The organism is Pseudomonas asuensis (assembly GCF_014646755.1).
In the GTDB taxonomy this organism is placed as follows: Bacteria; Pseudomonadota; Gammaproteobacteria; order Pseudomonadales; family Pseudomonadaceae; genus Chryseomonas; species Chryseomonas asuensis.
In genome coordinates this window covers 236,092-260,572 of sequence record NZ_BMNW01000002.1, presented here as the reverse complement: position 1 = coordinate 260,572, position 24,481 = coordinate 236,092, and the positions used below count along the sequence as shown (strand labels likewise).

Annotated in this window: 21 protein-coding genes; 9 read left to right on the top strand and 12 right to left on the bottom strand. The window is 54.2% G+C overall.

All coding sequences use genetic code 11. The features are described from left to right. Window positions 1-89 precede the first annotated feature (89 nt). From IEX86_RS04990 to IEX86_RS04950, 9 genes are all read right to left on the bottom strand, one after another. Window positions 90-1,433 carry an MFS transporter gene (locus tag IEX86_RS04990; RefSeq protein WP_188865023.1) on the bottom strand — a complete coding sequence of 448 codons (1,344 nt, stop codon included), beginning with the start codon at window positions 1,431-1,433 and terminating at the stop codon, window positions 90-92. 123 nt (window positions 1,434-1,556) lie between these two features. Further along, window positions 1,557-2,468, bottom strand: coding sequence for a 5-dehydro-4-deoxyglucarate dehydratase (gene kdgD, locus IEX86_RS04985; RefSeq protein WP_188865022.1), 912 nt, complete (start codon window positions 2,466-2,468; stop codon window positions 1,557-1,559). 129 nt (window positions 2,469-2,597) lie between these two features. Next, window positions 2,598-3,326: a FadR/GntR family transcriptional regulator gene (locus tag IEX86_RS04980; RefSeq protein ID WP_188865021.1), complete on the bottom strand. Its 729-nt coding sequence runs from the start codon at window positions 3,324-3,326 to the stop codon at window positions 2,598-2,600. Window positions 3,327-3,496: 170 nt separating this feature from the next. Continuing rightward, window positions 3,497-3,925: a DUF2628 domain-containing protein gene (locus tag IEX86_RS04975; RefSeq protein WP_188865020.1), complete on the bottom strand. Its 429-nt coding sequence runs from the start codon at window positions 3,923-3,925 to the stop codon at window positions 3,497-3,499. 567 nt (window positions 3,926-4,492) lie between these two features. Beyond that, complete coding sequence (locus tag IEX86_RS04970) at window positions 4,493-5,104, bottom strand: PqiC family protein (protein ID WP_188865019.1); 612 nt, start codon at window positions 5,102-5,104, stop codon at window positions 4,493-4,495. Further along, window positions 5,101-6,777: a PqiB family protein gene (locus tag IEX86_RS04965; RefSeq protein ID WP_188865329.1), complete on the bottom strand. Its 1,677-nt coding sequence runs from the start codon at window positions 6,775-6,777 to the stop codon at window positions 5,101-5,103. Before IEX86_RS04965 ends, IEX86_RS04970 begins: the two co-directional genes overlap by 4 nt. Continuing rightward, a complete protein-coding gene (locus IEX86_RS04960; protein WP_188865018.1) occupies window positions 6,767-7,384 on the bottom strand; it encodes a paraquat-inducible protein A in 618 nt (205 codons plus the stop codon). The genes IEX86_RS04965 and IEX86_RS04960 overlap by 11 nt, the downstream gene beginning before the upstream one ends. Continuing rightward, window positions 7,381-7,992 carry a paraquat-inducible protein A gene (locus IEX86_RS04955; RefSeq protein WP_188865017.1) on the bottom strand — a complete coding sequence of 204 codons (612 nt, stop codon included), beginning with the start codon at window positions 7,990-7,992 and terminating at the stop codon, window positions 7,381-7,383. Before IEX86_RS04955 ends, IEX86_RS04960 begins: the two co-directional genes overlap by 4 nt. 218 nt (window positions 7,993-8,210) lie before the next feature. After that, entirely contained in the window at window positions 8,211-9,164 is a 954-nt protein-coding gene (locus tag IEX86_RS04950) for a LysR family transcriptional regulator (RefSeq protein WP_188865016.1), read from the bottom strand. Between the two features lie 127 nt (window positions 9,165-9,291). Here IEX86_RS04950 and IEX86_RS04945 point away from each other — a divergent pair, with 127 nt between their 5' ends. From IEX86_RS04945 to IEX86_RS04920, 6 genes are all read left to right on the top strand, one after another. Further along, window positions 9,292-10,665: an MFS transporter gene (locus tag IEX86_RS04945; RefSeq protein ID WP_188865015.1), complete on the top strand. Its 1,374-nt coding sequence runs from the start codon at window positions 9,292-9,294 to the stop codon at window positions 10,663-10,665. Next, window positions 10,662-12,188, top strand: a complete 1,527-nt coding sequence (locus IEX86_RS04940) for a CoA-acylating methylmalonate-semialdehyde dehydrogenase (protein WP_188865014.1) — start codon at window positions 10,662-10,664, stop codon at window positions 12,186-12,188. Before IEX86_RS04945 ends, IEX86_RS04940 begins: the two co-directional genes overlap by 4 nt. A gap of 37 nt (window positions 12,189-12,225) precedes the next feature. Beyond that, complete coding sequence (gene mmsB / locus IEX86_RS04935; RefSeq protein ID WP_188865013.1) at window positions 12,226-13,116, top strand: 3-hydroxyisobutyrate dehydrogenase; 891 nt, start codon at window positions 12,226-12,228, stop codon at window positions 13,114-13,116. A 101-nt stretch (window positions 13,117-13,217) separates the two neighbouring features. After that, on the top strand, window positions 13,218-13,748 hold the full coding sequence (locus IEX86_RS04930; protein ID WP_188865012.1) for a hypothetical protein: 531 nt from the start codon (window positions 13,218-13,220) through the stop codon (window positions 13,746-13,748). Window positions 13,749-13,838: 90 nt separating this feature from the next. Further along, window positions 13,839-14,114 carry a peptidylprolyl isomerase gene (locus IEX86_RS04925; protein WP_188865011.1) on the top strand — a complete coding sequence of 92 codons (276 nt, stop codon included), beginning with the start codon at window positions 13,839-13,841 and terminating at the stop codon, window positions 14,112-14,114. A gap of 122 nt (window positions 14,115-14,236) precedes the next feature. Continuing rightward, entirely contained in the window at window positions 14,237-15,460 is a 1,224-nt protein-coding gene (locus IEX86_RS04920; RefSeq protein ID WP_188865328.1) for a DUF445 domain-containing protein, read from the top strand. 45 nt (window positions 15,461-15,505) lie between these two features. On the opposite strand, the gene bglX is transcribed toward IEX86_RS04920, so the two are convergent. Beyond that, window positions 15,506-17,803 carry a beta-glucosidase BglX gene (gene bglX / locus IEX86_RS04915; RefSeq protein ID WP_188865010.1) on the bottom strand — a complete coding sequence of 766 codons (2,298 nt, stop codon included), beginning with the start codon at window positions 17,801-17,803 and terminating at the stop codon, window positions 15,506-15,508. 286 nt (window positions 17,804-18,089) lie between these two features. Between bglX and IEX86_RS04910 the strand changes: the two genes are divergently transcribed. From IEX86_RS04910 to IEX86_RS04900, 3 genes are all read left to right on the top strand, one after another. Beyond that, window positions 18,090-18,836: a LabA-like NYN domain-containing protein gene (locus tag IEX86_RS04910; RefSeq protein ID WP_188865009.1), complete on the top strand. Its 747-nt coding sequence runs from the start codon at window positions 18,090-18,092 to the stop codon at window positions 18,834-18,836. A 185-nt stretch (window positions 18,837-19,021) separates the two neighbouring features. Continuing rightward, a complete protein-coding gene (locus IEX86_RS04905; RefSeq protein ID WP_188865008.1) occupies window positions 19,022-20,566 on the top strand; it encodes a sensor domain-containing diguanylate cyclase in 1,545 nt (514 codons plus the stop codon). Window positions 20,567-20,686: 120 nt separating this feature from the next. After that, entirely contained in the window at window positions 20,687-21,025 is a 339-nt protein-coding gene (locus IEX86_RS04900; protein WP_188865007.1) for a hypothetical protein, read from the top strand. A 2-nt stretch (window positions 21,026-21,027) separates the two neighbouring features. On the opposite strand, the gene IEX86_RS04895 is transcribed toward IEX86_RS04900, so the two are convergent. Together IEX86_RS04895 and IEX86_RS04890 are read right to left on the bottom strand one after the other, a co-directional pair. Beyond that, window positions 21,028-21,372 carry a hypothetical protein gene (locus IEX86_RS04895; RefSeq protein WP_188865006.1) on the bottom strand — a complete coding sequence of 115 codons (345 nt, stop codon included), beginning with the start codon at window positions 21,370-21,372 and terminating at the stop codon, window positions 21,028-21,030. Window positions 21,373-21,846: 474 nt separating this feature from the next. Continuing rightward, the gene (locus IEX86_RS04890; RefSeq protein ID WP_188865005.1) at window positions 21,847-24,477 is read right to left on the bottom strand and encodes a molybdopterin-containing oxidoreductase family protein; all 2,631 of its coding nucleotides are present in this window, start codon (window positions 24,475-24,477) and stop codon (window positions 21,847-21,849) included. Window positions 24,478-24,481: the final 4 nt, after the last annotated feature.

Here is a 24,481-nt window from a genome sequence, read left to right as displayed (position 1 = left end):
TCTTCGCGCTTTATTCTTGTTACGAGCAGCAGACGCTGCTGATGGAGTGTGAGTAGCGCCTGACAGACGAGGCCAGGCGCGGTGTTGCGTCAAGCCGGCCTGGGCTCCAGCGCGGTGTTGCCTGAATCAGGCTTTTGCCCTTTGGGTGTGGTCCGAGCGAAAAACACCACGACTGCCGCCAAAATGGACGTAACAGCCAGGCCATAGAGGCCGCCCTGGATCGAGCCGGTCCGCTCTTCAAGGATGCCGAAGACGGTAGGTGCAACGAAACCGCCCAGATTGCCGAGTGAGTTGATCAATGCCAGAACCGCTGCCGCGATACGTGCATCCAGATAAGCCTGCGGGATCGGCCAGAAACAGGAGGAGGCAGACTTGAAGCCAATCGCAGCAAAGCAGATGGCCACATATGCAAAGATCGGGCCTCCGGTTGTAGACATAAATATGCCGGCAGCGGCCACAAGCAGGGCTACGGCAACCCACGCTTGCTGAAACTTCCAGCGTGAGGAGAGCGAGGCAAAGGCGTACATGGCAATGATCGAGATGAGCCAGGGCACCGAGTTGAACAATCCAACCTCGAAATCACTGATATTGCCCATCTTCTTGATGATGCTGGGCAGCCAGAAGGTCGCAGCGTAAATCGTCAGCTGGATAGCAAAGTAGATCAGGCAGAAGAGAACGATTTGCGAGTCTTTCAGCAACTGCATAATGGACGGTTTAACCGTCTGAGCCTGTTCACGCTGGCGCTGTTCATTTTCAATCGTATCTACCAGTGCATCCTGTTCTTCACGCTTGAGCCATTTAGCGTCATGAGGCAGGGAGTCCAGCCAGAACCAGACAAAGCCGCACAGCGCTACAGAAAACAATCCTTCGATCAGAAACATCCACTGCCAGCCATGCAGGCCCAGGCCTTCGATTTGCAGCAATGCGCCTGTCACCGGGCCGGAAATGATCGACGCGATGGCCGAGCCGGAAAGAAACAACGCAATGGCCTTGCCGCGTTCAGCACCCGGTAGCCAACGTGTGAAGTAATAAATCACACCTGGAAAGAAACCTGCTTCGGCCACACCAAGTAGAAAGCGCAATATATAAAAATGCGTTTCGTTCTGAATGAATGCCATCATAGCCGCCACGATGCCCCAGGTCGCCATGATGCGTGTCAGCCAAGCGCGTGCGCCGACCCGTTGCAGCAGAATATTGGACGGCACCTCAAAGAGAGCGTAACCCACGAAGAATAGGCCAGCGCCCAGACCATAGGCGGCAACGCCAATGCCAAGATCATTTTGCAGGTGAGTTTTTACAAAGCCGATGTTCACCCGGTCAATGTAATTAACAATGAACATAATGATGAAAAGCGGCAGGACATGTCGCTTCACCTTGGCAACGGCGCTCGCCAGAACGTCGGCTGACACAGCCGATTGAGCGGTATGACTCATGAATGCTCTCCCACTTTTATTGTTGTGGCGGGTATTGCATGTTGAAAAGGGTGAGGCGCCCACCCTTAGGTATAAAAAGGGTCCAGCAGTAGGTTTGCGTGATTCAGCTGCTGGACCTAAAGGTTACTGCGGGCCGAGCTTTTCGATCAGCGCAGCCAGACGCTCGTACTCGTCAGGCTTGAGCTCAGTCAGCGGCGCACGCACTGGGCCTGCGTCGTAGCCAGCAATCTTCGCACCCGCCTTGACGATGCTCACCGCATAGCCCGAGCAGCGGTTACGGATGTCCAGGTACGGCAGGAAGAAGTCATCGATCAGCTTGCCCACGGTCTCGTGGTCATCCGCAGCGATGGCCTTGTAGAAGTCCATGGCCGTCTTGGGGATGAAGTTGAACACTGCCGAGGAATATACCGGTACGCCCAGGGCCTTGTAGGCCGCTGCGTAGACTTCAGCAGTCGGCAGACCGCCCAGGTAGGTGAAGCGATCACCCAGGCGACGGCGGATGGAGACCATCAGTTCGATGTCGCCCATGCCATCCTTGAAGCCGATCAGGTTTGGGCAGCGCTCGGCCAGCATTTCCAGCTGGTCAGGCTTCAAACGGCAGACGTTACGGTTGTACACCACCACGCCAAAGTTGACGGACTTGCACACGGCTTCTACGTGAGCCGCTACGCCTTCGGGGCTGGCTTCAGTCAGGTAGTGCGGCAGTAGCAGAATACCCTGGGCGCCCAGGCGCTCGGCTTCCTGAGCTTGCTGGATAGCGACGCGAGTCGGGCCACCGGCACCGGCGAGGATCGGAACCATGCCTTTGCAGGTATCCACCGCCGTTTTGATGATGTCGGAGTATTCCTTCTGGTCCAGCGAGAAGAACTCACCGGTGCCGCCCGCAGCAAACAGGGCGCTGGCGCCATAAGGAGCCAGCCATTCCAGGCGCTTGATGTAAGTATCGCGGCGGAATTCGCCTTGTACATCAAAATCGGTCACTGGAAAGGACAGCAGTCCGGATGAAAGGGTGTGCTTAAGTTCTTGTGGATTCATTTTGTTGCACCCTGGCCTGATGGCACTGAACGTTTATTGTTGTAGGGTTTTAGCCTAACCTCTCATCAGTCATCATACAAGTATATGCAGGGTAACTTTTATTTGTTTTTTTAAATAAGATCAGGCTGCTTAGAGATGCTGCATAACTTTTATCAGGCGCTCTCGGCTGTTGCTCAGGTGTAAACGCATCGCGGCTGCGGCTCCAATAGCATCCTGGCGAGCAATGGCGCTATAGATGTCCTCATGCTCGGCATCGCGCCGTTCAAGGTAGGGTTGAGACAGTACGCTTTTATTAAAGGTCTTATTGAGGCGCATGCGTGGAATGAGTTCGCGACTCAGGCAACTCATGATCTCAGTAAAGTATCGGTTGCCGGTTGCCTGGGCTATTAATAGATGCATTTCCATGTCCAGATCTTCTGAAGGAGCAGCCGCTTGTGCGCGCGCCTGCATTTGATCAAGAAGCGCTCTAAGCTGCGCCAGATGGGAGTCTGAGCGTCTCTGGGCGGCAAGGGCGGCGGCCTCGGACTCAAGACTGATTCGGACTTCGATCATCGAAATAACATCTTGCAGCGTCTCGATGCTGGACGGGTCAATCATGCCCGATAAGCGAATTTTAGGCTCGCAGACAAAAGTGCCAATCCCTTGTCGAGTGATAACTTTTCCATTCGCCTGTAGATGAGAAAGCGCTTCTCGAACAACGGATCGACTCACTCCATGGGCCTTCATGATCTGAGCCTCCGAAGGCAACTTAGCACCGGGAGAGAGTTGCCCTTCGCATATTTGTGCATCCAGCAGGTTAGCCAATTCCTGCGAAAGATTGCGCGAACGTTTGGCGAGAGAAACAGGCTCCGAATACATCGTGAATACCTTACTTAACGAGGTGGTCTATAGAATTACCTATAAGATGTCTGACAGGTTGATGTGTGTAAAGGGCTTTTTGTAAGGGCTGGCCACTCTATGAGAAGTAGCCAGCTACGTGATAGCAGCGACGAGAGGTTTGAGGAGACCAGTCAGTTTGCAACACTCAATCAAAAAGCCGAAAAACCTTCCAAAGGATTCCAACTTTGCGTGTTTTTTATTTCTTTGAGGTAATAGGCATAGTTGGCAATCATTGAGCTTGCAAACAAAAAAGCCATGGAGATGCCGAAGTCGAGTGCTTGAGGAACATCAATTCCAGTCAACTCTTGGAACAGGAGTTCGAGCAAGCTGATAGAGAAGCCGATGCCTAACAAAGCCAAACCTTTTTTCTTTAAACCTAGCGCGAAAATCAGATAGAAAGGTCCGAGGAAAAAAGCTGGCCAGCACCTGATGAGCAAGAGTTTCTTTCGATAAGGAAGGCTTTTGAATGCCTTCTTGAACGTAACGGTTTTAGGTGCGCCATAGGTTTCGTAAAAGGCAAAGCGCTCTTGCCATTTTGGCGAATATAACGCTTCTTTGGAGGGTTCCAGGGTATCCATACTATTACTCCTTGGCATGTAGCCTGTGTTTCTTTACTGAAGTGGAATCTATAAGGGGGGCCTACACTGATGCGGCTTAGAGTAAGCGCATGCGTGGCAAAGGAGGGCAGCATACGAGGCTATGAGGGGTTTTGTTTCTACCCTGTCTCAAAACGCCTTTCTAAAGGCATTGAAAAGCCACTTGGTTCAAAACACCAGGGAATACACAGGCAGAATCCTTACTGCGTGTAAGTCGTGCATCAGCAGTAGTCAGGTTTGAAGATAAACCGGAGAAAGTATAAGAGGGCACGCTTGACCCTCTTGTACAGAAGAGAGCCTACATACCGCAGCTGGTCAAAGTACCTGTTCGATAATCCATTGCAGAATTATCAAGGCTAAAAAGTGTATCGGTCGAAAAGGACGTACTCTCTGCAAAATAAGTACTATGTTCTCTTAAGCGCTTGGCCAGGCCGCTGGCCTGTTCGACGGGTAAGAATAGCAACACAAAAGCGGTACTAAAGGCGAAGCAGACTTCAAAGATACTTGTCTGAGAGCACGCGTGGCGGATACGTAGATACCAATCGATCATCATGGGCATTCAGTAGTCGGCAGTTCATTCCAACGCTGCGCAGTTTGCGCAATGGTTTTGGCTAGGGTGGCAATGGCTTTCTGATGTGCTATGACCAGGCTCTCAAGCGCTATGCCTGCAGGTTCGCGTATGACGCTGCTGCAGGTCAGACTACGGCGCGTGTTGCCTTCACTCCTCAGGTTAAGGCTCCAGACCACATCAATCAAGGCATACCGTTCAGGCAACATGTCAAAGCGGCGTACATCAGTACGTAGTGTTAGCACTGGTTTGCCGGATATTTTAGGTAGGCCAGCCAAGTCCCGTGTTCCGAGCTGCTGTTCCAGTTGCCCGACCAAGGCGTCATGAAACTCGTCTGCAAGGGGAGCGCTCCAGCGTTCGGATTCAAGAATGGCCAAGCTTCCATTGCTCTGTCTGACCACCAGTTGAGGCTGATCAACCTGTACCGGCATGCGCACCGGCGCTAACTCGAACTGAAAGGCAGCGGGGGTAGTGCGTGGGGTTGCCTGGCCAGACAGCGGAGGCAGAAGTGTATAGTAATTCGTGGGTGCTGAGCTGCATGCGACAAGCCCCAGCGTGGCAGCTAATGCAGCCAGGGATAAGCGAAGGGTCATGGCTGGGACTCCAGTTCAATGTTTCGAGAGGATGACTTCCCTTTATAGGAGCCAGGTGCCGCTTCCTCGGTACGGCCACGAATCAGGGATTCAGGATGGCGGCTCAGGTAATCGGTCAGGACGCGTACAGAGCGCGCGGTGCGTTGGACTTCATCCATGGCCTGGTTGACCTGCTGACGCGCCGGTGAATCCTCATCAAGTGTTTCGTTGGCTGTCTTAAGCGTGTTCTGCAGCTCCTCGAGCGTGCCTCGCATTTGCGGCAAAACATCGCTATTGACCTGCTTCATGGTTCTCTGCAGCTCGCTCAGGCTACCGTTGAGGTTGTTGGCAATCGAGTCGATAGGCAGCTTGCTGAGCTTGTCGACCATGGCTTGCAGTTGTTCTTGAAGCTTGTCAAAGCTGCCAGGAACCGTTGGGATTTCAAGCGGGCGACTGTTGGGGTTGAACTTGACCTTGGGCGCCTTTGGGTCGAAATCCAGCGCAATGTAAAGTTGCCCGGTAAGCAGGTTGCCCGTACGAGCCTGAGCCCGAAGGCCTTGATCCACCAGGCGTTTGATCAGCTGCGCGGATTGCTCTTCGCTTTCACCACCGATCTGTTTGACCAGTTTGCCATGGGCGCTACCCAGGCGCTGTGGGTAAACCACCACGCCCACCGTAGTGGGGAAGCCTTGAGTCTTGGGGTCGTAGTCCAGATCCACTGATACGACGCGACCGATGTTTACGCCCAGGAACTCAACGGGGGCATTCACCGCGAGGCCGCGCAAGGATTGATTGAACCGCAGGCGAATGAATTTAGGTTCGCCAGACGGTGGGGCTAGAGCCGTCTCCTGCTCGTTATACAGCGTAAAGTCGTAATGCTCTGGAGCAGGCTTTGCGTCCGGGCTGTAATTGGGCTCGCGAAAGGCGATGCCTCCGGCCAGGATGGAAGGAATAGTCTGGGTATTGACCCTGAGGCCGCTGGCGTCAACCGACACATCGATACCGCTGGCATTCCAGAAGCGGGTGTCATCGGTCACGAAGGCATCGTTGGGGGCGTTAACAAAAACCTGAACGTCTACACCTTTGCCATCTTCTGTCAAATTGTACGAGATGACCTGGCCTACCTGAATACGACGGTAATAGACGGGTGAGCCTATGTCCAGCGAGCCCAGATCGTCCGTATGAAGTGTAAAGCGCTTGCCTTTTTGGCCATAGGTCACCGGCGGAGGACTCTCCAAACCTAGGAAATCCTCTTTGGTCACTTCGGAACGGCCTGCATCTGCACCGATAAAGGGACCGGATAACAGTGTGTCTACGCCTGAGACGCCATTGGCCCCGATGCGCGGGCGGACCACCCAATACTGTGTATCCTCACGGGTAAAGGGTTCGGCTGATTGATCCAGGTTAATCGTGGCGGTGACATGGGTACGGTCTTCACTGAGGGCAATCTTGGTAACCGTGCCAATAACAACGTTCTTGTATTTTACCTGGGTCTTGTTTGCTTCCAGTCCTTCGGCTGTCTGAAAGCTGACGTGGACCTGAGGACCTGCTTGCAACCAGCTGTTGACTACCATGGATAGCCCTACCAGGGCCGCTACAATAGGAACCAGCCAGACAAGGGAAACACTGAGGCGACGCTTTTTGATCTGAGGCGTGCCAGGTGTTGGAGCAGGAATGTTCGGGTTATTCGACATCATTTACCTCAGCGTCCCAAATCAGTCGCGGATCAAAGCTCATCGCAGATAGCATGGTCATCACGACAACCAGGCCAAAAAACAAGATACCCAGGCGGGGCTCAATGGTGCTCAAGGCTCGGAACTGGACGAGCGCGGCCACCACCGCTACGACCAGAACATCAAGCATCGACCAATAGCCAATGACCTCTACAAAGCGATACAGCTTGGCCCGTTCGCGCATGGCCCAGCAACTGCGCCGCTGACAAGTAATCAGCAGGGTGCCGAGTACACAGAATTTCATGCAGGGTACGGCTACGCTGGCAATAAAGATCAGAATAGCGATGTCCCATGAGCCATGCTGCCAGAACTCGATAACACCGCTCATGATCGTGTTTTCACTGCCACCGCTGAACATGCTGGTATACATCACAGGCAGGGTATTGGCGGGCACATAGAAAATGATTGAGGCGATCAGGAACGCCCAGGTACGGGCCAGGCTATTGGTTTTGCGCACATGAACCGGTGAAAAGCACCGAGGGCATTCGTGAGCATCCTGAGGACAGGCAAAGCCGCAGATATGACACAGGCAGACCTTGAGCTCACGTGCGTAAGGCGGCTTGCTCATGCGATCGGCACCTTCAGGTCGTCCCAGAGGTAACGGATATCACGCCCGGCAATCAGAATGATCAGAACCGTCAGCATGGCCATGGCCCATAGACCGATCCCAGGCGAGACGTTGAGCATGCCGGCCAGTTTGATAATGGCAACAAGAATACCAAGCAGGCAGACTTCCAGCATGCTCCAGGGCCGCAGGTGTTCAAGTGCTCGCATGCAGGCCCTGAAGCCGGGTGCAATTTCGCCAACGTAGGCATAACCCAGTACCCACCCCAGCAGCAGGATCTGAAACAGTGGCGCAAAGATAATTGCAAGGCCTGCCACCAAAGCGATCAAGGTAATACGACCTTGAGCCAGCGCCTGAACGGACTCCCAAAGCGTTGCCTCGTTGCTCAGCCCCTGCAGGCTGATGTGCATGATGGGAAAGGCATTGGCGAATATGAACATGATGGCAGCCGCCAGCGTAAGCGCGAACAGCTGCTCCACATTGAACCGCCGGCTGCGCTCGATCACTGCATCACAACGTATGCAACGGGCAGCTTCTCCCCTGGCCAGTGGGCGCCGGTGATAGACCGAATCGCAATGCTCGCAGATGATCCAGTCAGGTTGTTGAGGCATGGTTGATGGTGTGCACTAAATTGGTTTCGGTGAGTTTTAAAAACGCCGACCCTTCGACCAGCACCTGATGCGTAGGATACTGCGTTAGGCCGCTTCGCTGTATTGGCGTTCTAAATGATGCATTATCGATTTTGTAACAAGGACACATATAGCACCGTGCTTGTTTCATCGGTCTGGTAAGAACCTGCTGCTGGTAGAAGCCCTTGAACAGTCTCAGGTCACGGGGAATCGAGAAATCTCATTTCGCTCGATGCGCCGCTAAGTAATGGCTCGTTGAGCGCCGCACAGGCCTTGAGATAATCCCAGAGCAACGTTACACGCTTTAACGCTCGCAAATCTTCCTGGCAGTACATCCAGAAGTGCCGGGTGATTTGGATTTCATCCATTAGTAGAGGTTGTAGCCGTGGGTCTGGACCTGCCAGAAAGCACGGCAGGATGGCCAGTGAGCGCCCCTGAAGTGCTGCTGTATATTGAGCAATTACACTGGTACTGCGTAGCACTGACCGGGCGCTGGGAACGGCATGCTCCAGATACAGCAGTTCCGGACTAAAGGCAAGGTCATCCACATAGGTAATAAAGGTGTGGTCTGTCAGATCGCTCCGGTCGTGAATGGGCCCATGTTGCTGCAGGTAGGCGGGTGTTGCGTAGAGCCGAAGCTGATAGTCGCACAGTTTCGTACACACATAAGGCCCACGTTCGGGACGCTCCAGAGTGATGGCAATGTCCGCCTCCCGCTTGGAGAGGCTGATGAAATGCGGAACGGGCAACACGTCGACCGTCAGACTAGGGTAAGTCTGTTGAAAGTGGCTGACTTGAGGCGCAATGAAAAAACTGCCGAAGCCTTCTGTAGAGCCGATCCGAACATGTCCCGATAGGGAAAGGCCTGCTCCCGCCACGTCTTCGCAGGCCGATTGCAGGGTGCTCTCAATGGCCTCTGCATAGCCTAATAAGCGCTGACCCTCAGCCGTCACCATGAATCCGCTACTGCGTGATTTTTCAAACAACAGGGCGCCGAGCGTCTGTTCCAGGCTGCGGATACGGCGCGAGACCGTCGTGTAATCCACCGCTAGCCGACGGGCTGCGCCTGTAGCCGTTCGGGTACGTGCGACCTCAAGGAAAAACTTAAGATCGTCCCAATCAAGCGCTGCAGGAGACATGAGGTTTTTTTGCATATCAGATCGGCTTTTTTGTGCGTTCTTATTGGAAGTTTGCACACCTATACTCCGAAACAGCCGCAAGCGCCAGAAAGCAATTGCGGGCTGCTAACACCTCGCACAACAACAATAAGCGGAGGCGTTTATGGCAATAGATACGGCATCACCCCAGCTGGGCTCGGCTGGTCGTAAGCATTACCGGATCGCCGGACTGGCCAGCATGGCCGGGACGACAATCGAGTGGTATGACTTTTTCCTCTACGGCACCGCAGCGGCGCTGGTCTTCAATAAACTGTTCTTTCCTGCCCTGGACCCCATGAGCGGTGTATTGGCTGCCTTCGCAACCTATGCCGTAGGTTTCTTGGGCCGTCCCATGGGCGGCATTGTATTTGGTCATTTTGGTGACCGCATTGGCCGAAAGTCGATGCTACTGCTGACGCTCATGCTGATGGGCGTTCCTACTATTGCCATTGGGCTGATTCCCACCTATGACCAGATCGGCTATTGGGCGGCCCTGCTACTGGTAGTCATGCGCTTTCTGCAGGGCATGGCCGTAGGCGGGGAGTGGGGTGGTGCTGTACTTATGGCCGTCGAGCACGCGCCGGAAGGCAAAAAAGGCTTTTACGGTAGCCTGCCGCAGACTGGGGTAGGAGCGGGACTCGTACTGGCATCCCTGGCAATGGGTGCTGTGGCCACATTGCCCGAGGAGGAGATGCTTGCCTGGGGCTGGCGTCTGCCGTTCCTCGCCAGCGTAGTCCTGTTGGGCATTGGCTGGCTGATTCGTGTCAAAGTAGCGGAATCGCCGGATTTTGAGCGGCTCAAGCAGGAAGGCCACAAGGTCAAGGTGCCTTTGTTTGTGGTGCTCAAGGAGTATCCTCGGGAAACCCTCGCGATTATTGGCGCCCGAACGGCTGAAAATGCCTGGTTTTACATGGCGGTGACCTTCGCATTGGCTTATGCCGCTAACCAGCTCCAGATTCCTCGGGCCAGTGTATTAAACGCCATTACTGCCGGTGCGGCGCTTTCACTGGTTACCATGCCCTTCTGCGGTTATCTCTCTGATCGAGTAGGTCAGCGGCGGCTTTATTTCTCAGGGCTGCTCCTCTTGTGCGCGTTTGTTTATCCCTTCTTTGCCATGCTGGGTACGCGTGAGCCTGTACTTGTCTGGTGGGCCATGGTGCTGGCGGTGGGGGTGGTGTTTCCCATCCTGTATGCACCGGAATCGCTCCTGTTTGCCCGCCAGTACCCAGCGCAGATTCGCTATAGCGGTATATCGCTTTCTGTGCAGTTTGCCGGCGTGCTGGGGGGCGGTTTTGCGCCCATGATCGCTACCACGCTGCTCTCAGTGGGAGGGGGTAGCCCGCGATACGTCATCGTATACCTGCTGGTGATGGGGGCAATCGCACTGCTTTGTACGGCATTGATGAAGCCAGACCCGCAGGCGCATCGTCCAGCTGTTTCCAACACTACGTCCCGTCCCGTTGGCATGGTCAATTCCACGTCAGGAGAGCCTTTATGAACGCCCCTTTAAATGATGCCAAGGCTGATATAAGCCAAGTAAAACTGCTGATCAATGGCGAGTGGGTTGAGTCAAAAACCCAGGAGTGGCGGGATATCGTCAATCCGGCGACCCAGCAGGTACTGGCGCGTGTTCCATTTGCCACGAGCGATGAAGTTAATAGCGCTATCTCGGCTGCCCAACAGGCCTTCGCGCGCTGGAAGCGCACTCCCATCGGTGCGCGCATGCGTATCATGCTCAAGTATCAGGCATTGATCCGCGAGCATATGAAGCGGATCGCCCAAACGCTGAGTGCCGAACAAGGCAAGACGCTGGCCGATGCCGAAGGGGATATCTTTCGAGGGCTGGAAGTCGTCGAGCATGCCTGCTCAGTAGGCAGCCTGCAGATGGGTGAGTTTGCCGAAAACGTAGCGGGCGAGGTGGATACCTATACGTTACGCCAGCCTATTGGGGTCTGCGCAGGCATTACGCCCTTCAATTTCCCGGCCATGATTCCACTGTGGATGTTTCCGATGGCTATCGTCTGCGGAAATACGTTTGTACTCAAACCTTCCGAGCAAGACCCGCTCTCTACCATGCAGCTGGTCGAGCTGGCACTCGAAGCGGGTATTCCGCCTGGCGTGCTGAACGTTGTGCACGGCGGCAAGGGCGTTGTGGATGCGCTGTGTACCCACCCCGATATCAAGGTTGTTTCTTTCGTAGGCTCTACTGCCGTTGGCACGCATGTTTATGATCTGGCGGGTCAACACGGTAAGCGTGTACAAGCCATGATGGGCGCCAAGAACCATGCGGTGGTGTTACCCGATGCCAACAAGGAGCAGACGCTCAACGCGCTGGTAGGGGCGGCCTTTGGCGCAGCAGGCCAGCGTTGTATGGCAACCTCGGTTGCTGTATTGGTAGGCAAGACCCGCGAATGGCTGCCCGAACTCAAAGCCAAGGCGGAGCAGTTGAAAGTCAATGCCGGGTCTGAATCCGGGACGGATGTAGGCCCCCTTATTTCCAAGCGAGCCAGGGAACGCGTGCTGGGGCTTATCGAAAGTGGCGTGGCAGAAGGGGCTACGCTGCTGCTTGACGGTCGGGATGTCCAGGTGCCGGGTTATGAGCAGGGCAACTTTGTAGGGCCTACGCTATTTTCTGGCGTTACGACAGAGATGAGGATCTATACGGAAGAGATCTTTGGACCCGTTCTGGTGACGATGGAAGTGGATACCCTGGATGAGGCAATTGCCTTGGTAAATCGTAATCCCTTCGGTAATGGAACCGGACTTTTTACCCAGAGCGGCGCGGCGGCTCGCAAATTCCAAAGTGAGATTGATGTCGGGCAGGTAGGGATCAATATTCCAATCCCGGTTCCGGTGCCTTTCTTCAGCTTTACCGGTTCTCGAGGTTCCAAGCTGGGTGATCTGGGGCCTTATGGAAAACAGGTTGTTCAGTTCTATACCCAAACCAAAACCGTTACGGCACGCTGGTTCGATGACGACAGCGTTAATGATGGGGTAAACACTACGATCACCTTGCGTTGATCCAGGGAACTCTCAACGCAGCAGAAGAGGAAACATCATGCGTATTGCCTTTATTGGTTTGGGAAACATGGGCGCTCCGATGGCGCATAATCTGCTGAAGGCTGGACATGCGCTGACAGTTTTCGATGTGAGCGCCAAAGCCACCGGTGTGCTGGCCGAAGCGGGTGCCAAGCCGGCAGAGTCAGCCCGAGACGCTGTGCTGGAGTGTGAGCTGGTTATTACCATGCTGCCTGCCGCCGCACATGTGCGCAGCGTCTATTTAGGTGAGGAAGGCCTTTTGGCCGCTCTGCCTGATGGAGCCGTTGCCATCGACAGTAGCACGATCGACCCTCAAACCGCGCGCGAGGTGGCTAGCGCAGCGGCCGCGCGAGGCATTGCAATGGCTGATGCGCCGGTTTCCGGAGGTACCGGCGGCGCCCAGGCGGGCACTCTCACTTTTATGGTGGGTGCAACTGTCGAGCTGTTCAGCCAGATACAGCCTGTCCTCTCCAGCATGGGCAAGAACATCGTGCATTGTGGCGACGTGGGAACGGGCCAGGTCGCCAAGGTCTGCAATAACCTCCTGCTGGGCATCAGCATGATAGGTGTTGCAGAAGCCATGGCCCTGGGCGATGCGCTTGGTATTGATACAAAGGTTTTGGCTGGCATCATCAATACGTCTACCGGGCGGTGCTGGAGCTCGGACACCTACAATCCCTGGCCGGGCATTATCGAGACGGCACCGTCCTCACGAGGCTATACCGGTGGCTTTGGGGCCGACTTGATGCTCAAGGACCTGGGCCTTGCCACTGAAGCGGCGAAGCAGGCACGCCAGCCTGTCTTCTTGGGTGCGCTGGCACAGCAGCTCTATCAGTCCATGAGTCAACGAGGCGAGGGCGGCAAGGATTTCTCCGGCATCGTCGAGCTGTATCGCAAGCCTCAAACCTGACGTGTCGGCCCAGCGGTAAAGCCATGCCGCTGGGCCAACGAGTCGGCATCTGACCCGGGCTCGCTGTACACTAGGCATTCGACTTTTCCCGGATGCCCTACATGAAAGACCAACTCCTTGAACTGATCACCCAAATTAGCTCCGGCTGTATGAGCGATGAGGAGATCGCGCGGATCGCTGACGAGGCTGCTCAAGCCTATGCCGATCCCGAAGCGTTCCTGGCAGCCAATCCGGATATCAACTATGACGAGACCTTTCCCATCCCGCTAGGCGAGTGGGTCGTAGTCGGCAGCCTGCCGGAAACGGTACTGTTCCAGGCTGATACGTACGAGGAGTTGCTCCAGCAGATCATGGACTCCTTTGGCAAGGATGTGCCGTTCAACATCAAGCCCAAGCAGCTGGCCAAGGTCGAGCCGCTCAAGGCGCTCAACCGCATTCAGGTCCAGCTGAGTAGTATGTACAAGGAGAAGGGCGGCTATACATTAATGGATTTCAGTGAGCCGCTTGATGATGAATTCCAGGCCGTTCTGGTATACACCCAGGACATGCCTCGTGTACTGGATCTTTGCGCCCAGCTTGATATCCACGCGGCGCCATCCTACGAGGCGCTAGAGAAAGCGTTGGAAGGCTGAAGCTTCCTGTCTTTTAAGCGGGTTATTAACCTGCCATTTCTCCCATCATATAGAAAAGGGGCTGGTCATCAGTCCCTCTGAGGTCACGTTATGAAAGCCATGGCCAAGCATATTCTGGTCAAGACACCCGAGGAGGCAGATTCCCTCAAGAAGCGCCTGGAAAAAGGCGAAGCCTTCGATGTGCTGGCCAAGAAATTTTCCATCTGCCCTTCAGGTAAGCGAGGCGGCGACCTTGGCGAGGTCAAGCCGGGCCAGATGGTAAGAGTGATCGATCAGGTGATCTTCAAAAAGTCGGTCGGTGATATTCATGGGCCGGTTAAAAGTAAGTTTGGCTATCACTTGGTCAAAGTGTACTACCGGGACTGAGCACACCTTGCTCAGTGGCCCAGACAGGAATAACGACCCGAGCGAGGATTGTTTTGGCCACCGAACCTATAACACCTGATTCACCTTCAAAGCCGGATCGCTGGCAGTCACCGGTCTTTCGCATGAAGGTTCTGGCGGGCTGCCTGCTGCTGGCCGCCGCTGTGCTTTATGCAATCGCCACTGCGCTGCACGATACCCATCCTGCCTGGAACTATGTGGCTGCCTTTGCCGAGGCAGCCATGGTGGGCGCGATTGCCGACTGGTTTGCTGTTACAGCGCTTTTCAGGCATCCCCTTGGGCTGCCTATTCCTCATACCGCCATCATTCCCCGTAACAAGGTCGGAATAGGCCGCAAGCTTTCGGATTTCATTTGTCTTCATTTTCTTTCCACGTCCCAGCTGATGGCAAAGGTCAGAGAATTCAACGCAGCCGATCAGTTGGCGGGGTGGCTGCAAAAGCCTCACCATGCTGAGGCACTGGGTAATCACCTTGTTGGTGTGGCTCGCTTTGGGATTGGTGCCTTGCGAGATGAACGTGTCCAGCACTTTATCCAGCGTACGGCAACGGCCCGGCTACAGCAGGTAGACTTGGCGCTGTTGAGCGGCCAGTTACTCGATGTAATGACGGCAGACCGGCGCCATCAGGCCATGCTCGATGATGTGCTGCGTGAAATTGATCGCATGATGCAGGACGAAGATACGCAGGCGATGATTGCGCGCGCCATCTCTTCGGAACTTGGCGCGCTGCGGTATGTGCGGCTTGACGAGTATGCAGGGCGTTGGTCCGCCGAAAAGGTCGTCAAACGCATCTCGGCGCTCATTACCGAGATCAGTGAAGACAAAGATCACGAGCTTAGGGCTCGCTTCGACCATTATGTTGCGGACTTCATCGAAAAGCTCAAAAGTGATCCTAAGTTTCGGGTGAAAGGTGAGCAAATCCGTATGCAGCTGATCGAGCATCCCGCCATTGCAGGCTATCTCCAGGGATTATGGGATGACCTAATCAATTGGCTACAAACCGACTTGGGAAAGGAGGACTCTTCGATACGCCGCCGCTTGATTCGTCTAACACAGGGGCTTGGCGCCGCGTTGGCAGCAGATGTACAGATGAGACAGTGGATCAACGATCAGATCGAGGAAGTGGCGCCTCCGTTCATCGAACGTTACCGCAGCCAGGTTGGAGACTATATCGCAGAGCGAGTTGAAGCCTGGAACACCCACGAGCTGGTCGAGCAGCTTGAAAAGAACGTAGGGCGAGACCTCCAATTCATCCGCATCAACGGTACGCTTGTGGGAGGGCTGGTCGGATTGATCATTCATACCGTCACCCAGTTACTTATGGGCTAGCCAGGCGGTAAAGCGAGTGCCGGGTATTCCGGCACTCGGTTCGGATTACAACAGACGGAACGGCTGCTCCTCTACCTCTTCGGAATCCAGTCCGATATAGGCCTTGAACGCACCAGGTTCGGCTGCGTACTTCAACTCCGCATTGTAAAACTTCAGGTCTTCCTCGGATATTTCGAACTCAATAACCTGTTCTTCGCTAGGGTGTAGCATCACCTTACGGAAGTTCTTCAGCTCTTTTATCGGGCGGCTGATTGAGGCTGTGACATCTTGCAGGTAGAGCTGGACGACAGTCTCACCCGCACGGCGGCCTGTATTTTTAAGCGTTACGCTGGCCTTGAGCGAGCCATTACGAGGCAGGGTATCGCTCGACAACATCATGTTGGAAAGCTCGAACGACGTATAGCTCAAGCCGTAGCCAAAGGGGTAAAGAGGCCCGTTGGCTTCATCGAAGTAACGAGAGGTATATTTGCCCGGATCCTTGGGGTTGAATGGCCGACCGGTATTGAGGTGATTGTAATAGATCGGTATCTGGCCTACCGAGCGCGGAAATGTCATGGTCAGCTTGCCCGAGGGGTTGTAGTCACCAAACAATACATCGGCGATAGCATTGCCGCCCTCAGTGCCGCTGAACCAAGTCTCCAGCATTGCATCGGCCTGTTGGCTTTCCCAGCTCAGGTCCAGTGGGCGGCCGTTCATGAGCACCAACACCAAAGGCTTGCCGGTGGCTTTCAGTGCTTGTATCAGCTTGCGCTGACTGTTAGGGATATCGATATGGGCACGGCTGGACGCCTCGTGGGCCATACCTTGCGACTCACCTACCGCTGCGACAATGACATCTGCTTTAGACGCTACCTCGACGGCTTCCTCGATCATGTCTTCGGTGGATCGATGGTCCACCTCAACAGCAGGATCATAGGAGTTCAGGTAGGCCAGAATACTGGCATCTTCAGTGATGTTGGAGCCTTTGGCATAGACCAGCTGGGCCCTGTTGCCTACAGCGCTGGCAATTCCCTGATAGAGAGAAACAGCTTGCTGGGTGACGCCTGCGGCCGACCAGTTACCCATAACGTCACGTTGGCTCTTGGCCAGTGGGCCGATGACCGCAATGGTGCCTTCTTTTCTAAGCGGAAGCAGATCTCCAGTGTTTTTAAGCAAAACCTGGCTTTTACGCGCAACATCTCGAGCTGCCTCGCGGTGCAGACGGTTTTCTGCATTGGTATCGAAGGGGGGATCGTTCGGTTTACCTAAAAACGCATAAGGGTCCTTGAACAGGCCCAGATCGTATTTGGCGCTCAGAACATAACGGCACGCGTCGTCAATCTCCTGTTGGCTCACTTCGCCACTCTTTAACAGGGCAGGCAGTTGGGTGCCATACAGGTCGTCGTGCATGTTCAGATCTACGCCTGCCTTGATAGCGAGCTTTGCCGCTTCACGCCCGTCTTGCGCCACGCCATGACGAATCAGCTCATTGATTGCACCATGGTCGCTGATGATAAGGCCCTTGAAACCCCATTGGTTTCTCAACAGATCCTTGAGCAGCCAACGGTTAGCGGTAGAAGGAATACCATTGACGGCATTGAGTGAGATCATGACGCTACCTGAACCTGCTTCTACTGCCGCTTTATAAGGCGGAAGGTAGTCCTGGAACATGCGCTGTGGGCTCATATCAACCGTGTTGTAATCACGGCCGCCCTCGGTAGCACCATACAGTGCAAAGTGCTTGAAGCTCGCCATGATTGAATGGGTAGAAGCTAGGTCATCCCCTTGGTAGGCTCTGATCAAGGTGCTGGCAATTCTTGAGGTCAGGTAACTGTCTTCGCCAAACGTCTCGGATACACGGCCCCAGCGGGGGTCCCGGGTAACATCGACTGTAGGTGAGAAGGTCAGATTCAGACCGTCAGCGCTGGCTTCTTCCGCTGAAATGCGTCCGCTCAACGCAATCGCATCCATATCCCAACTAGAGGCCATGCCCAGGTTTATGGGGAAAATAGTGCGATGGCCATGAACGACGTCATAGGCGTACAGCAGCGGGATCTTGAGACGACTATGTTCGACGGCCTGAACTTGCATCTGGCGAATGTCGGGCCGGGTAACGGTGTTGAACATCGCGCCAACTTTGCCAGCCCGAATGTCTGCCATAATGGCTTCTTTGGAATAGTCTGGGCTAACACTTACCAGATTCAGCTGGCCTATCTTTTCTTCAAGCGTCATTTGCTTCATGAGCTTGTCGATAAAAGCGGTCTTGTCATGTTCTCTGGCCAAAGGGGCAGCGCGGTCCGTTTCAGCCAGCGCAGCGGCACAAAAGCAGGCCGCCAGGGTTCCTAGCACATACAGCTTCTTCAAGTGACACCTCAGGGGGTTTTATTCTTCTCTCTGTACTTGCAGCGAAACGGCAAGGATGAGCAGTTTCGCATAACGGCAAAAGGTGGACATGACATTTGTGACGCGTCGGACGCAACCCGTTGACGAACTGTACTTTAGAGCCGGCAAGCGGCTACTTATCAAGACTATGATATCAATCTGATAACCTGCGACTTCGGCAGATGGTCGTGGCAGGGTATATTAGCGATCTATACTGATGACGTTCATTGGGCGTTGTCATGGTTTGCAGTTCAGGTAAGGGTTACTCGTGCGCACAGGCATCTATGTCGATTCAGACAATATCAGCTCAAGTGGCGGCAGTTATATGCGCTATGAAACGCTCAGGCGTTTCTATGAAGCATCCAGTGTTGTCACTATCGCCAAGGCCTATCATGCCTTTGACGAAGTGCTGGCGGAAGAAAAGCCCGAATATGCCAACTGGCATGCTGCTCATGTGGCGCGTATCCAGAGCGCCGGGTTTCGCCTGCTGATAAAACCCGTCAAGCGTTATAACAACGATACGGGAACGTCCCGCAAGGGCAACGTTGATGTAGAGCTTACCGTTGATGTGCTAACCCAGGCCGATAAGCTTGACCGGGTTGTGCTGGTAACAGGTGATGGGGATTTCGTCGCATTGGTACAGGCTCTTCAGGCGAAGGGCGTACGGGTAGAAGTCATCGCATTCAAAAATATCTCGAGCGATCTTGTGCAGATTGCCGATGTCTTTCTGAATGCTTATCTGATTCCCGAGATACTTGCAGGCGATGCTCAGCCCAGAGACCGTGTCATTCAGATCATGAATGTCGACCTGAATGGACAGCGAGCCTTCTACTCCTGCCTGGAGCAGGCACCTGCCACGCTTTCGCCGGATGATCCGGCCTGGGTGCGCGGTGAGCTTCGGTTGACAAAATCGATGATCGACTCCCGTAATTTCCGTCCGGGCAAGATTCTCGCCTGGCGCGGGCGTAACGCGGATGAGGAGGCTTTTGAGGTTCTGGCAACGCAGCGACTATAATTTAATACTGCCGCCATGTGACTCCACACGCAGAGCTGCACTCTATGGATAATGTGCTACCTGCTTCTGGGTATCATCATAGAATGCAGGAGCATTTCCGTAACGATACCGTACGGTTTACGCTATAAAGCGTTACAGTGAGCTTCCGCTGTTTCAGGCTTTCGGTCTTCCAGGTTTACCTAGATATGCTTGATCTTGAAAATGGGTACGACGCGAAGGCCAAGCGATTACCGCTCCAGCTCCTGACGGCCCTCTTTTTGGTCACGGTTTGCCTGTCTATGGTGGCCCTGACAGCCTGGCAAGTTTGGAATTCACGAAGCGTCCAGATCAGCGAGGGGGAGGTCATGACTTCCAACCTTGCCAAGTCTCTGGCGCAGCATGCCCAAGATACGTTTACCGAAGCCGATACCGTGCTGATCGGCCTGCAAGAGCGTATGGAGATAGACGGTGCCAGCCCCCAGCATCTGGCGCGGATGACTTCACTGCTTAAACGGCATGTACAGGCGCTTCCGCAGCTTGAAGGCTTGTTTGTCTACGATGATAAAGGAGGGTGGCTGGCTACCTCCTTTGCAACGATACCTTCCAATATTAACAACGCAGACCGCGCCTACTTCAAACAGCATCTCTCCAGCACAGATCTGAACGTCCACATCAGCCATGCCGTACGCAGCCGTTCCACCAATAACTGGATCATTCCGGTTTCACGGCGCTTTAATAAGCCTGATGGAAGTTTTGGCGGCGTCGTGTTGGCCACCATCAGGATGAGTTATTTCCAAGAGTTTTATGACAGTTTCCAGCTCGGTGAAGAGGGCGCTATTTTTCTTGCCTTGAGTGACGGCTCAATCATTGCGCGACGCCCATTCAAGGATGAGTACATGAACAAGAGCCTGCAGCAGGGCTCAATTTTTAGCAATTATCTTCCCAACTCGCCCACGGGCATCGCAGTCGTGCGCGCGCTCGTCGACAACGTTGAGCGCATGTACGGTTATCGCCAGTTAGAGCAGTACCCACTGGTTATTGGCGCTGCTTTATCGAAAAAGACCATCTTAAGCCACTGGACAGATGAAACGCGCAGGGCTGTTGCCATGGTGGCCTTGATGCTGCTGGGTATGACAATGTTTGGTCTTTTGCTGCTTCGTCAGATTCAGCATGGGATGCAGGCTGAAGCAGACCTTGTTGACGCCAAGCGGGGGCTTGAAAAGCTGGCCATGTATGATGGTTTGACCGGCCTTGCCAATAGACGCTATCTGGACACATTGTTACCTGCCGAGCTGGGTCGTGCGCTTCGCTACTCTCATCCAGTCGGTTTAATCATGATCGATATCGACTATTTCAAGGCTTATAACGACCTCTTCGGTCATCCAGGCGGGGACGATTGCCTACAGAAAGTAGCCAAGGCCATTCAAAAAAGCCTAAACCGGCCCAGCGATGTTGCCATTCGTTATGGTGGTGAGGAAATCTCAGTGCTCTTACCAGGAAGCGACCTGGACGGCTCTGTTCTGGTTGCAGAGCGAATCCGTGTAAATGTGCGTGAACTTAAGCTGGTACATCCAGGCAATCCAACCGGCTATGTAACGGTCAGCTGTGGCGTACATGCCTATGTCCCAGATCGGGGAGATGAATGCTCCGGCAAAAAACTCATCATGAATGCCGATCAGGCGCTCTACCGGGCTAAACGCGACGGCCGTAATCAGGTGCAGGCAAACCGAGAGCCTTCTCATCACGGCTAGCTAAGAGTTTTTATTGAGGTTTAGGTACAGGTTTTGAGTCTAGTTATTTGTTTAAATTGAACTAATTCACATCTGTAGGGTCTTTGCGCAACCTAGTTATCGGTAGTTGGGCAGGGATTTATGCAACATTTACGTTACGAAGCCATTTGTGGAAAGATTCGATATGCCCTGGCACCACTTCGCTGCGTTTTCAAGCAAGGTGAGGCTTATAGAACTTTCAGCTTCATGGTTCACGATAAGGAAAATGGCATCCTGTTCAGTTCGGAGCCGTTGAACAGTGCTTATTTCAGCAACCCTATCGTTCTACATCCTTACCTGAAGGACTTGCGTGAAAGCCTTGCAGGCAAGGGGGTTACCCTTGCTGACTGGCAGGACTGCATCACGCTTGAAAAGCTGGCGACCTGGCAAAAGCGGGTGCAGCCCAAGCCAAGCCCAACCATGCGGGCTGCTACGTCCTGAGGTTAGTCGAGCCGTCTACCATCCGAAAATGGGCGTATATCCAGCCCTGGTTGGGGAGGCGTTTCAGCGTATTCAGGGGCCGGTCTTGGGCGTTGGTAGTTTCTTGATTCAACGATCAGTGCCTTGGCGGCCCCCACCAACTCTTCCAGCTCGGTATCAATCTGGATCAGCCGATCTATCAGATAGCGGGCCTTGCTTGAATATTCGGGATGGATGCTGCCATCGAGCACCAGGGCTAGACGGCAAACCTCAGAGGCATGTGCTTGAAAGCGTTCTAAATCAATGGCCGCTACAGCGCTATCGATACGAAACTCGCTGGCATCCTTGCTGGCATGAGTGAAACTCAAGATGATCATCCATTGCACAAAAATTATAGATTATTAGAGCATAGCGCCAGCTTTAATGGCTAATTGCCTTTATATCGTTTTGATCTAGTTTCCAAAGTGCTCAGATAGCGTCTGGATTTACGCATGCCTGGCTCATTTTAAAAATTAAAGGCTGTTCAGCTTTTGTTTTGGTTAGGTGGGTTATCTTGAAACTGCAATCTCATCACCTCCTATGAGCTTAGTCAGCAGCTTTAGAACCGCATTACTGACAACCCCGCCTTTGGCGGGGTTTTTATTTGCCTGCTAAAAAGCTTTCATTGGCTAACGGGAGCTCCTCTGGACCAAACCACCGGACCTGATTGATTCCTGGAAGGCTGGTTGGTAGAAAAGACCCATAGCGAGTAGATAGCAGGAATTGGGCCCTAGTCCTCGGCTGTTACGATGCCCCTAGGCAGAGTAGCACCAAGAAGTAGGAATTATCCTACTGGTACTGACCTAAGCCTCTTCGGCGCTGACCTTTCGAACACTGCAAACAGTATCGAACCACGCCTGATTACCAATAAGCGGTTGCGGATTGATCGGCAAGATTCGATTTACATTGTAGCCGTTGCCACGCCCCCCCTGACGCTCATCCCACCACAGCGAGGCGCTCAGGTCGTCTCGCTCGGGCGTCGCTCCGTATCCCTCCTGGCCAAGTGCAGCCTCATTATTACGCTCACCTTGTCGAGCCAGGGCGGCGCGGCCTGACACCAGGTAGCCGAGGCTGTTGGAAACTGCGAACACACGTGGATGTATCCCCTGTGTCACGAATATACGTACACGCTCGGAGCCCACAGGTTCTCCTGTGCCTTTGTACGCTTGATCACCATGCGGGCCGCTGACCGGGCGGTAAGTAGTGAGCTCCACCCAGTCGCCGGTTTTAAGGCCAAGTGACGCAGCAGTGGATGCATTGATCCACATGGGATTGTCGTGAACGATCTCTGTCAGGTATTTCTGGTTGGCTGTCCGGGCCTGTGTATGCACGTTCCATTTGAAGCTGGTCAGGATAAACCGGTCTTCTGGCAGGCTCTGGTGTGCCGGAATAGGGATGTAGCTGGGAAGCCCGTCGTCGGTGATACCCAGCGTTGTCGCAACGCTGACCAGCTCCGCGCAATAGAGCTCAAACTTACGAGACGGGGTCTGGAAACCTCGTACAGCTTTGCGGATGCCATCTTCCTCGATCATCAGGCCAATCGCTTCTTCCTTACCGGAGGCATTGGTCTTATAGATAACCTGAGTGACCTCATCAATGCGTGCATTCAAAAGCAGCTCAGGCTTGAGAGGCCTGCGATGAACTTCATAGCTCTTGGGTGCGCTACGATCTACGTAGACACCCTGTTTTTTCATGTACTCGAAGCCATCCGCTTCGTTGCCAGCAGGAATATTGGCACATTGGTGCCGAACAAAGGCTTCATGGTCACCAAACTGGAAATATTTGGCTTGTTGCGGGCCGAGGCGCCGACCAATATCAAATAACACATCGGCATAGCTGCGTGCTTCGCCTGGTGGTTGGACCATAGGTTGACGCAGCGTGACGAAGTGCTGGAGCTCCAGGCTGTTTCGCGTATCGAGCCCCCAGCGCTCCAGGTAGGTGGCGTCTGGCAGGATGAGATCTGCGTAATGAGCCATTTCCGAATAAACCACGTCAGAGCAGGCATGAAACGGGATCAGGGATTCATCTTTCAGCACCTCTACTGTTGTTGAGCGGCCTTCAGGCCAGGTCATGGGTGAGCTGATGGTATAAGAGAGGTACACATCAACCTTGGCGCGGCCCTGGCGGATGTAGTCATACACGATCTGACCCACCTTCATCTCCTGCCAGCGATTCGCCAGGGGCCATTCCGGTGGGTCTTCCAGGTCGGTTCTCAGCTTGGGTTTAGGGGGGACTGGTTGCGGCTGGGGATAGCGGCTCGCACTGAGCTTTTCCTCCAGGCCATAGCAATAGCCGCCCGGCTGGCCAACGGAGCCAACCAGGGCGTTGAGCATGACCACGGCACGCTCTGAGTTGAGTCCGTTATAGTGAGCGCCCGTCCCTCGGTTGGTAAAGGCCGCCGCCGCAGGGCGCTGACGAGCAAACTCGAGCGCAAGGCGTTCGATGTCGCCAGCGGCGATTCCTGACTGCTGGGCAGCCCATTCAGGCGTGTAGGGAGCCAGGAAATCATGAACTTCATCAATATCCAGATTGACGAAGTGCTCCATGAACCTGCGATCGTATTCACCCTCGCGCATGATGACGTGGCCCATGGCGAGCGCAATGGCGCCTTCAGTTCCCGGAAAAGGTGCATGCCATTCATCGCTGCGGCCAGCGGTATTGGATAAACGAACGTCGAAGGTTACAAGCTTGGCGCCATGGTCAAAGCGTGCTGTGGCCATGCGCTTGACCAAATGAAGACCGCCCTGGTGAGCTTCATAGAAATTGGAGCCGAAGTTCAGAAAGTACCGGCAGCGCTCGGCATCAATGGACTCCCAATCGGTATCACCCAGGCTGATGTAATTGGCGCCGCGCTTGCTGGCCGAGCACAGGGCGCGATGGTTGAGCTGAACAGGTGAGCCGATAGCGCCCAAGAAGCGCTTGATCTCGGCGTCAATGCGAGAGCGTCCGGCATGCAGGGCGACCCGCTCAGGATGGCCAGCGTCGATACTACGTTGAATGCGTGAAGCGATCTCGGTATACGCTTCTTCCCAGGTAATCCGCTGCCATAAACCTTCGCCCCGTGCACCAGCTCGCTTAAGTGGGTGGAGCAGGCGCTCGGGGTAGTTGTTGATCGTCGGCCCGCTCTGACCTTTAGCACAGGTCATGTAGCTGCCCATGTTCGGATCAAGTGGGTTGCCACGAATCTTGACGACCTGATTGTCGATTACAAACCCTTCGATACCGCATACGGTAGAGCAGTTCAGGCATACGCTCTTGACCCGCTTGGCCTGACTGTAATCGTGCTTAGTCTTTCGAGGCGGCGGGTCCATGGCTAAGGCGGCAGCTACACCGCCAGCGCCTACCGCTGTGCCAATACCCAGATAGATGTATTCACCCAGTTTGAGCTGCGCGAGGGCTGCCATGCCGGATTTGATAAACGTGCGACGTTTCATGGTT

Bases quoted from the DNA above. Each gene is read 5' to 3' on its own strand.
- IEX86_RS04925 (WP_188865011.1), top strand. From the start codon at position 13,839: ATGAAAGCCATGGCCAAGCATATTCTGGTCAAGACACCCGAGGAGGCA.
- IEX86_RS04965 (WP_188865329.1), bottom strand. From the start codon at position 6,777: ATGTCGAATAACCCGAACATTCCTGCTCCAACACCTGGCACGCCTCAG.
- IEX86_RS04975 (WP_188865020.1), bottom strand. From the start codon at position 3,925: ATGGATACCCTGGAACCCTCCAAAGAAGCGTTATATTCGCCAAAATGG.
- IEX86_RS04945 (WP_188865015.1), top strand. From the start codon at position 9,292: ATGGCAATAGATACGGCATCACCCCAGCTGGGCTCGGCTGGTCGTAAG.
- IEX86_RS04905 (WP_188865008.1), top strand. From the start codon at position 19,022: ATGCTTGATCTTGAAAATGGGTACGACGCGAAGGCCAAGCGATTACCG.
- IEX86_RS04990 (WP_188865023.1), bottom strand. From the start codon at position 1,433: ATGAGTCATACCGCTCAATCGGCTGTGTCAGCCGACGTTCTGGCGAGC.
- IEX86_RS04940 (WP_188865014.1), top strand. From the start codon at position 10,662: ATGAACGCCCCTTTAAATGATGCCAAGGCTGATATAAGCCAAGTAAAA.
- IEX86_RS04950 (WP_188865016.1), bottom strand. From the start codon at position 9,164: ATGCAAAAAAACCTCATGTCTCCTGCAGCGCTTGATTGGGACGATCTT.
- IEX86_RS04955 (WP_188865017.1), bottom strand. From the start codon at position 7,992: ATGCCTCAACAACCTGACTGGATCATCTGCGAGCATTGCGATTCGGTC.
- IEX86_RS04890 (WP_188865005.1), bottom strand. From the start codon at position 24,477: ATGAAACGTCGCACGTTTATCAAATCCGGCATGGCAGCCCTCGCGCAG.
- IEX86_RS04930 (WP_188865012.1), top strand. From the start codon at position 13,218: ATGAAAGACCAACTCCTTGAACTGATCACCCAAATTAGCTCCGGCTGT.
- IEX86_RS04900 (WP_188865007.1), top strand. From the start codon at position 20,687: ATGCAACATTTACGTTACGAAGCCATTTGTGGAAAGATTCGATATGCC.
- IEX86_RS04960 (WP_188865018.1), bottom strand. From the start codon at position 7,384: ATGAGCAAGCCGCCTTACGCACGTGAGCTCAAGGTCTGCCTGTGTCAT.
- kdgD (WP_188865022.1), bottom strand. From the start codon at position 2,468: ATGAATCCACAAGAACTTAAGCACACCCTTTCATCCGGACTGCTGTCC.
- IEX86_RS04920 (WP_188865328.1), top strand. From the start codon at position 14,237: ATGAAGGTTCTGGCGGGCTGCCTGCTGCTGGCCGCCGCTGTGCTTTAT.
- IEX86_RS04970 (WP_188865019.1), bottom strand. From the start codon at position 5,104: ATGACCCTTCGCTTATCCCTGGCTGCATTAGCTGCCACGCTGGGGCTT.
- IEX86_RS04980 (WP_188865021.1), bottom strand. From the start codon at position 3,326: ATGTATTCGGAGCCTGTTTCTCTCGCCAAACGTTCGCGCAATCTTTCG.
- mmsB (WP_188865013.1), top strand. From the start codon at position 12,226: ATGCGTATTGCCTTTATTGGTTTGGGAAACATGGGCGCTCCGATGGCG.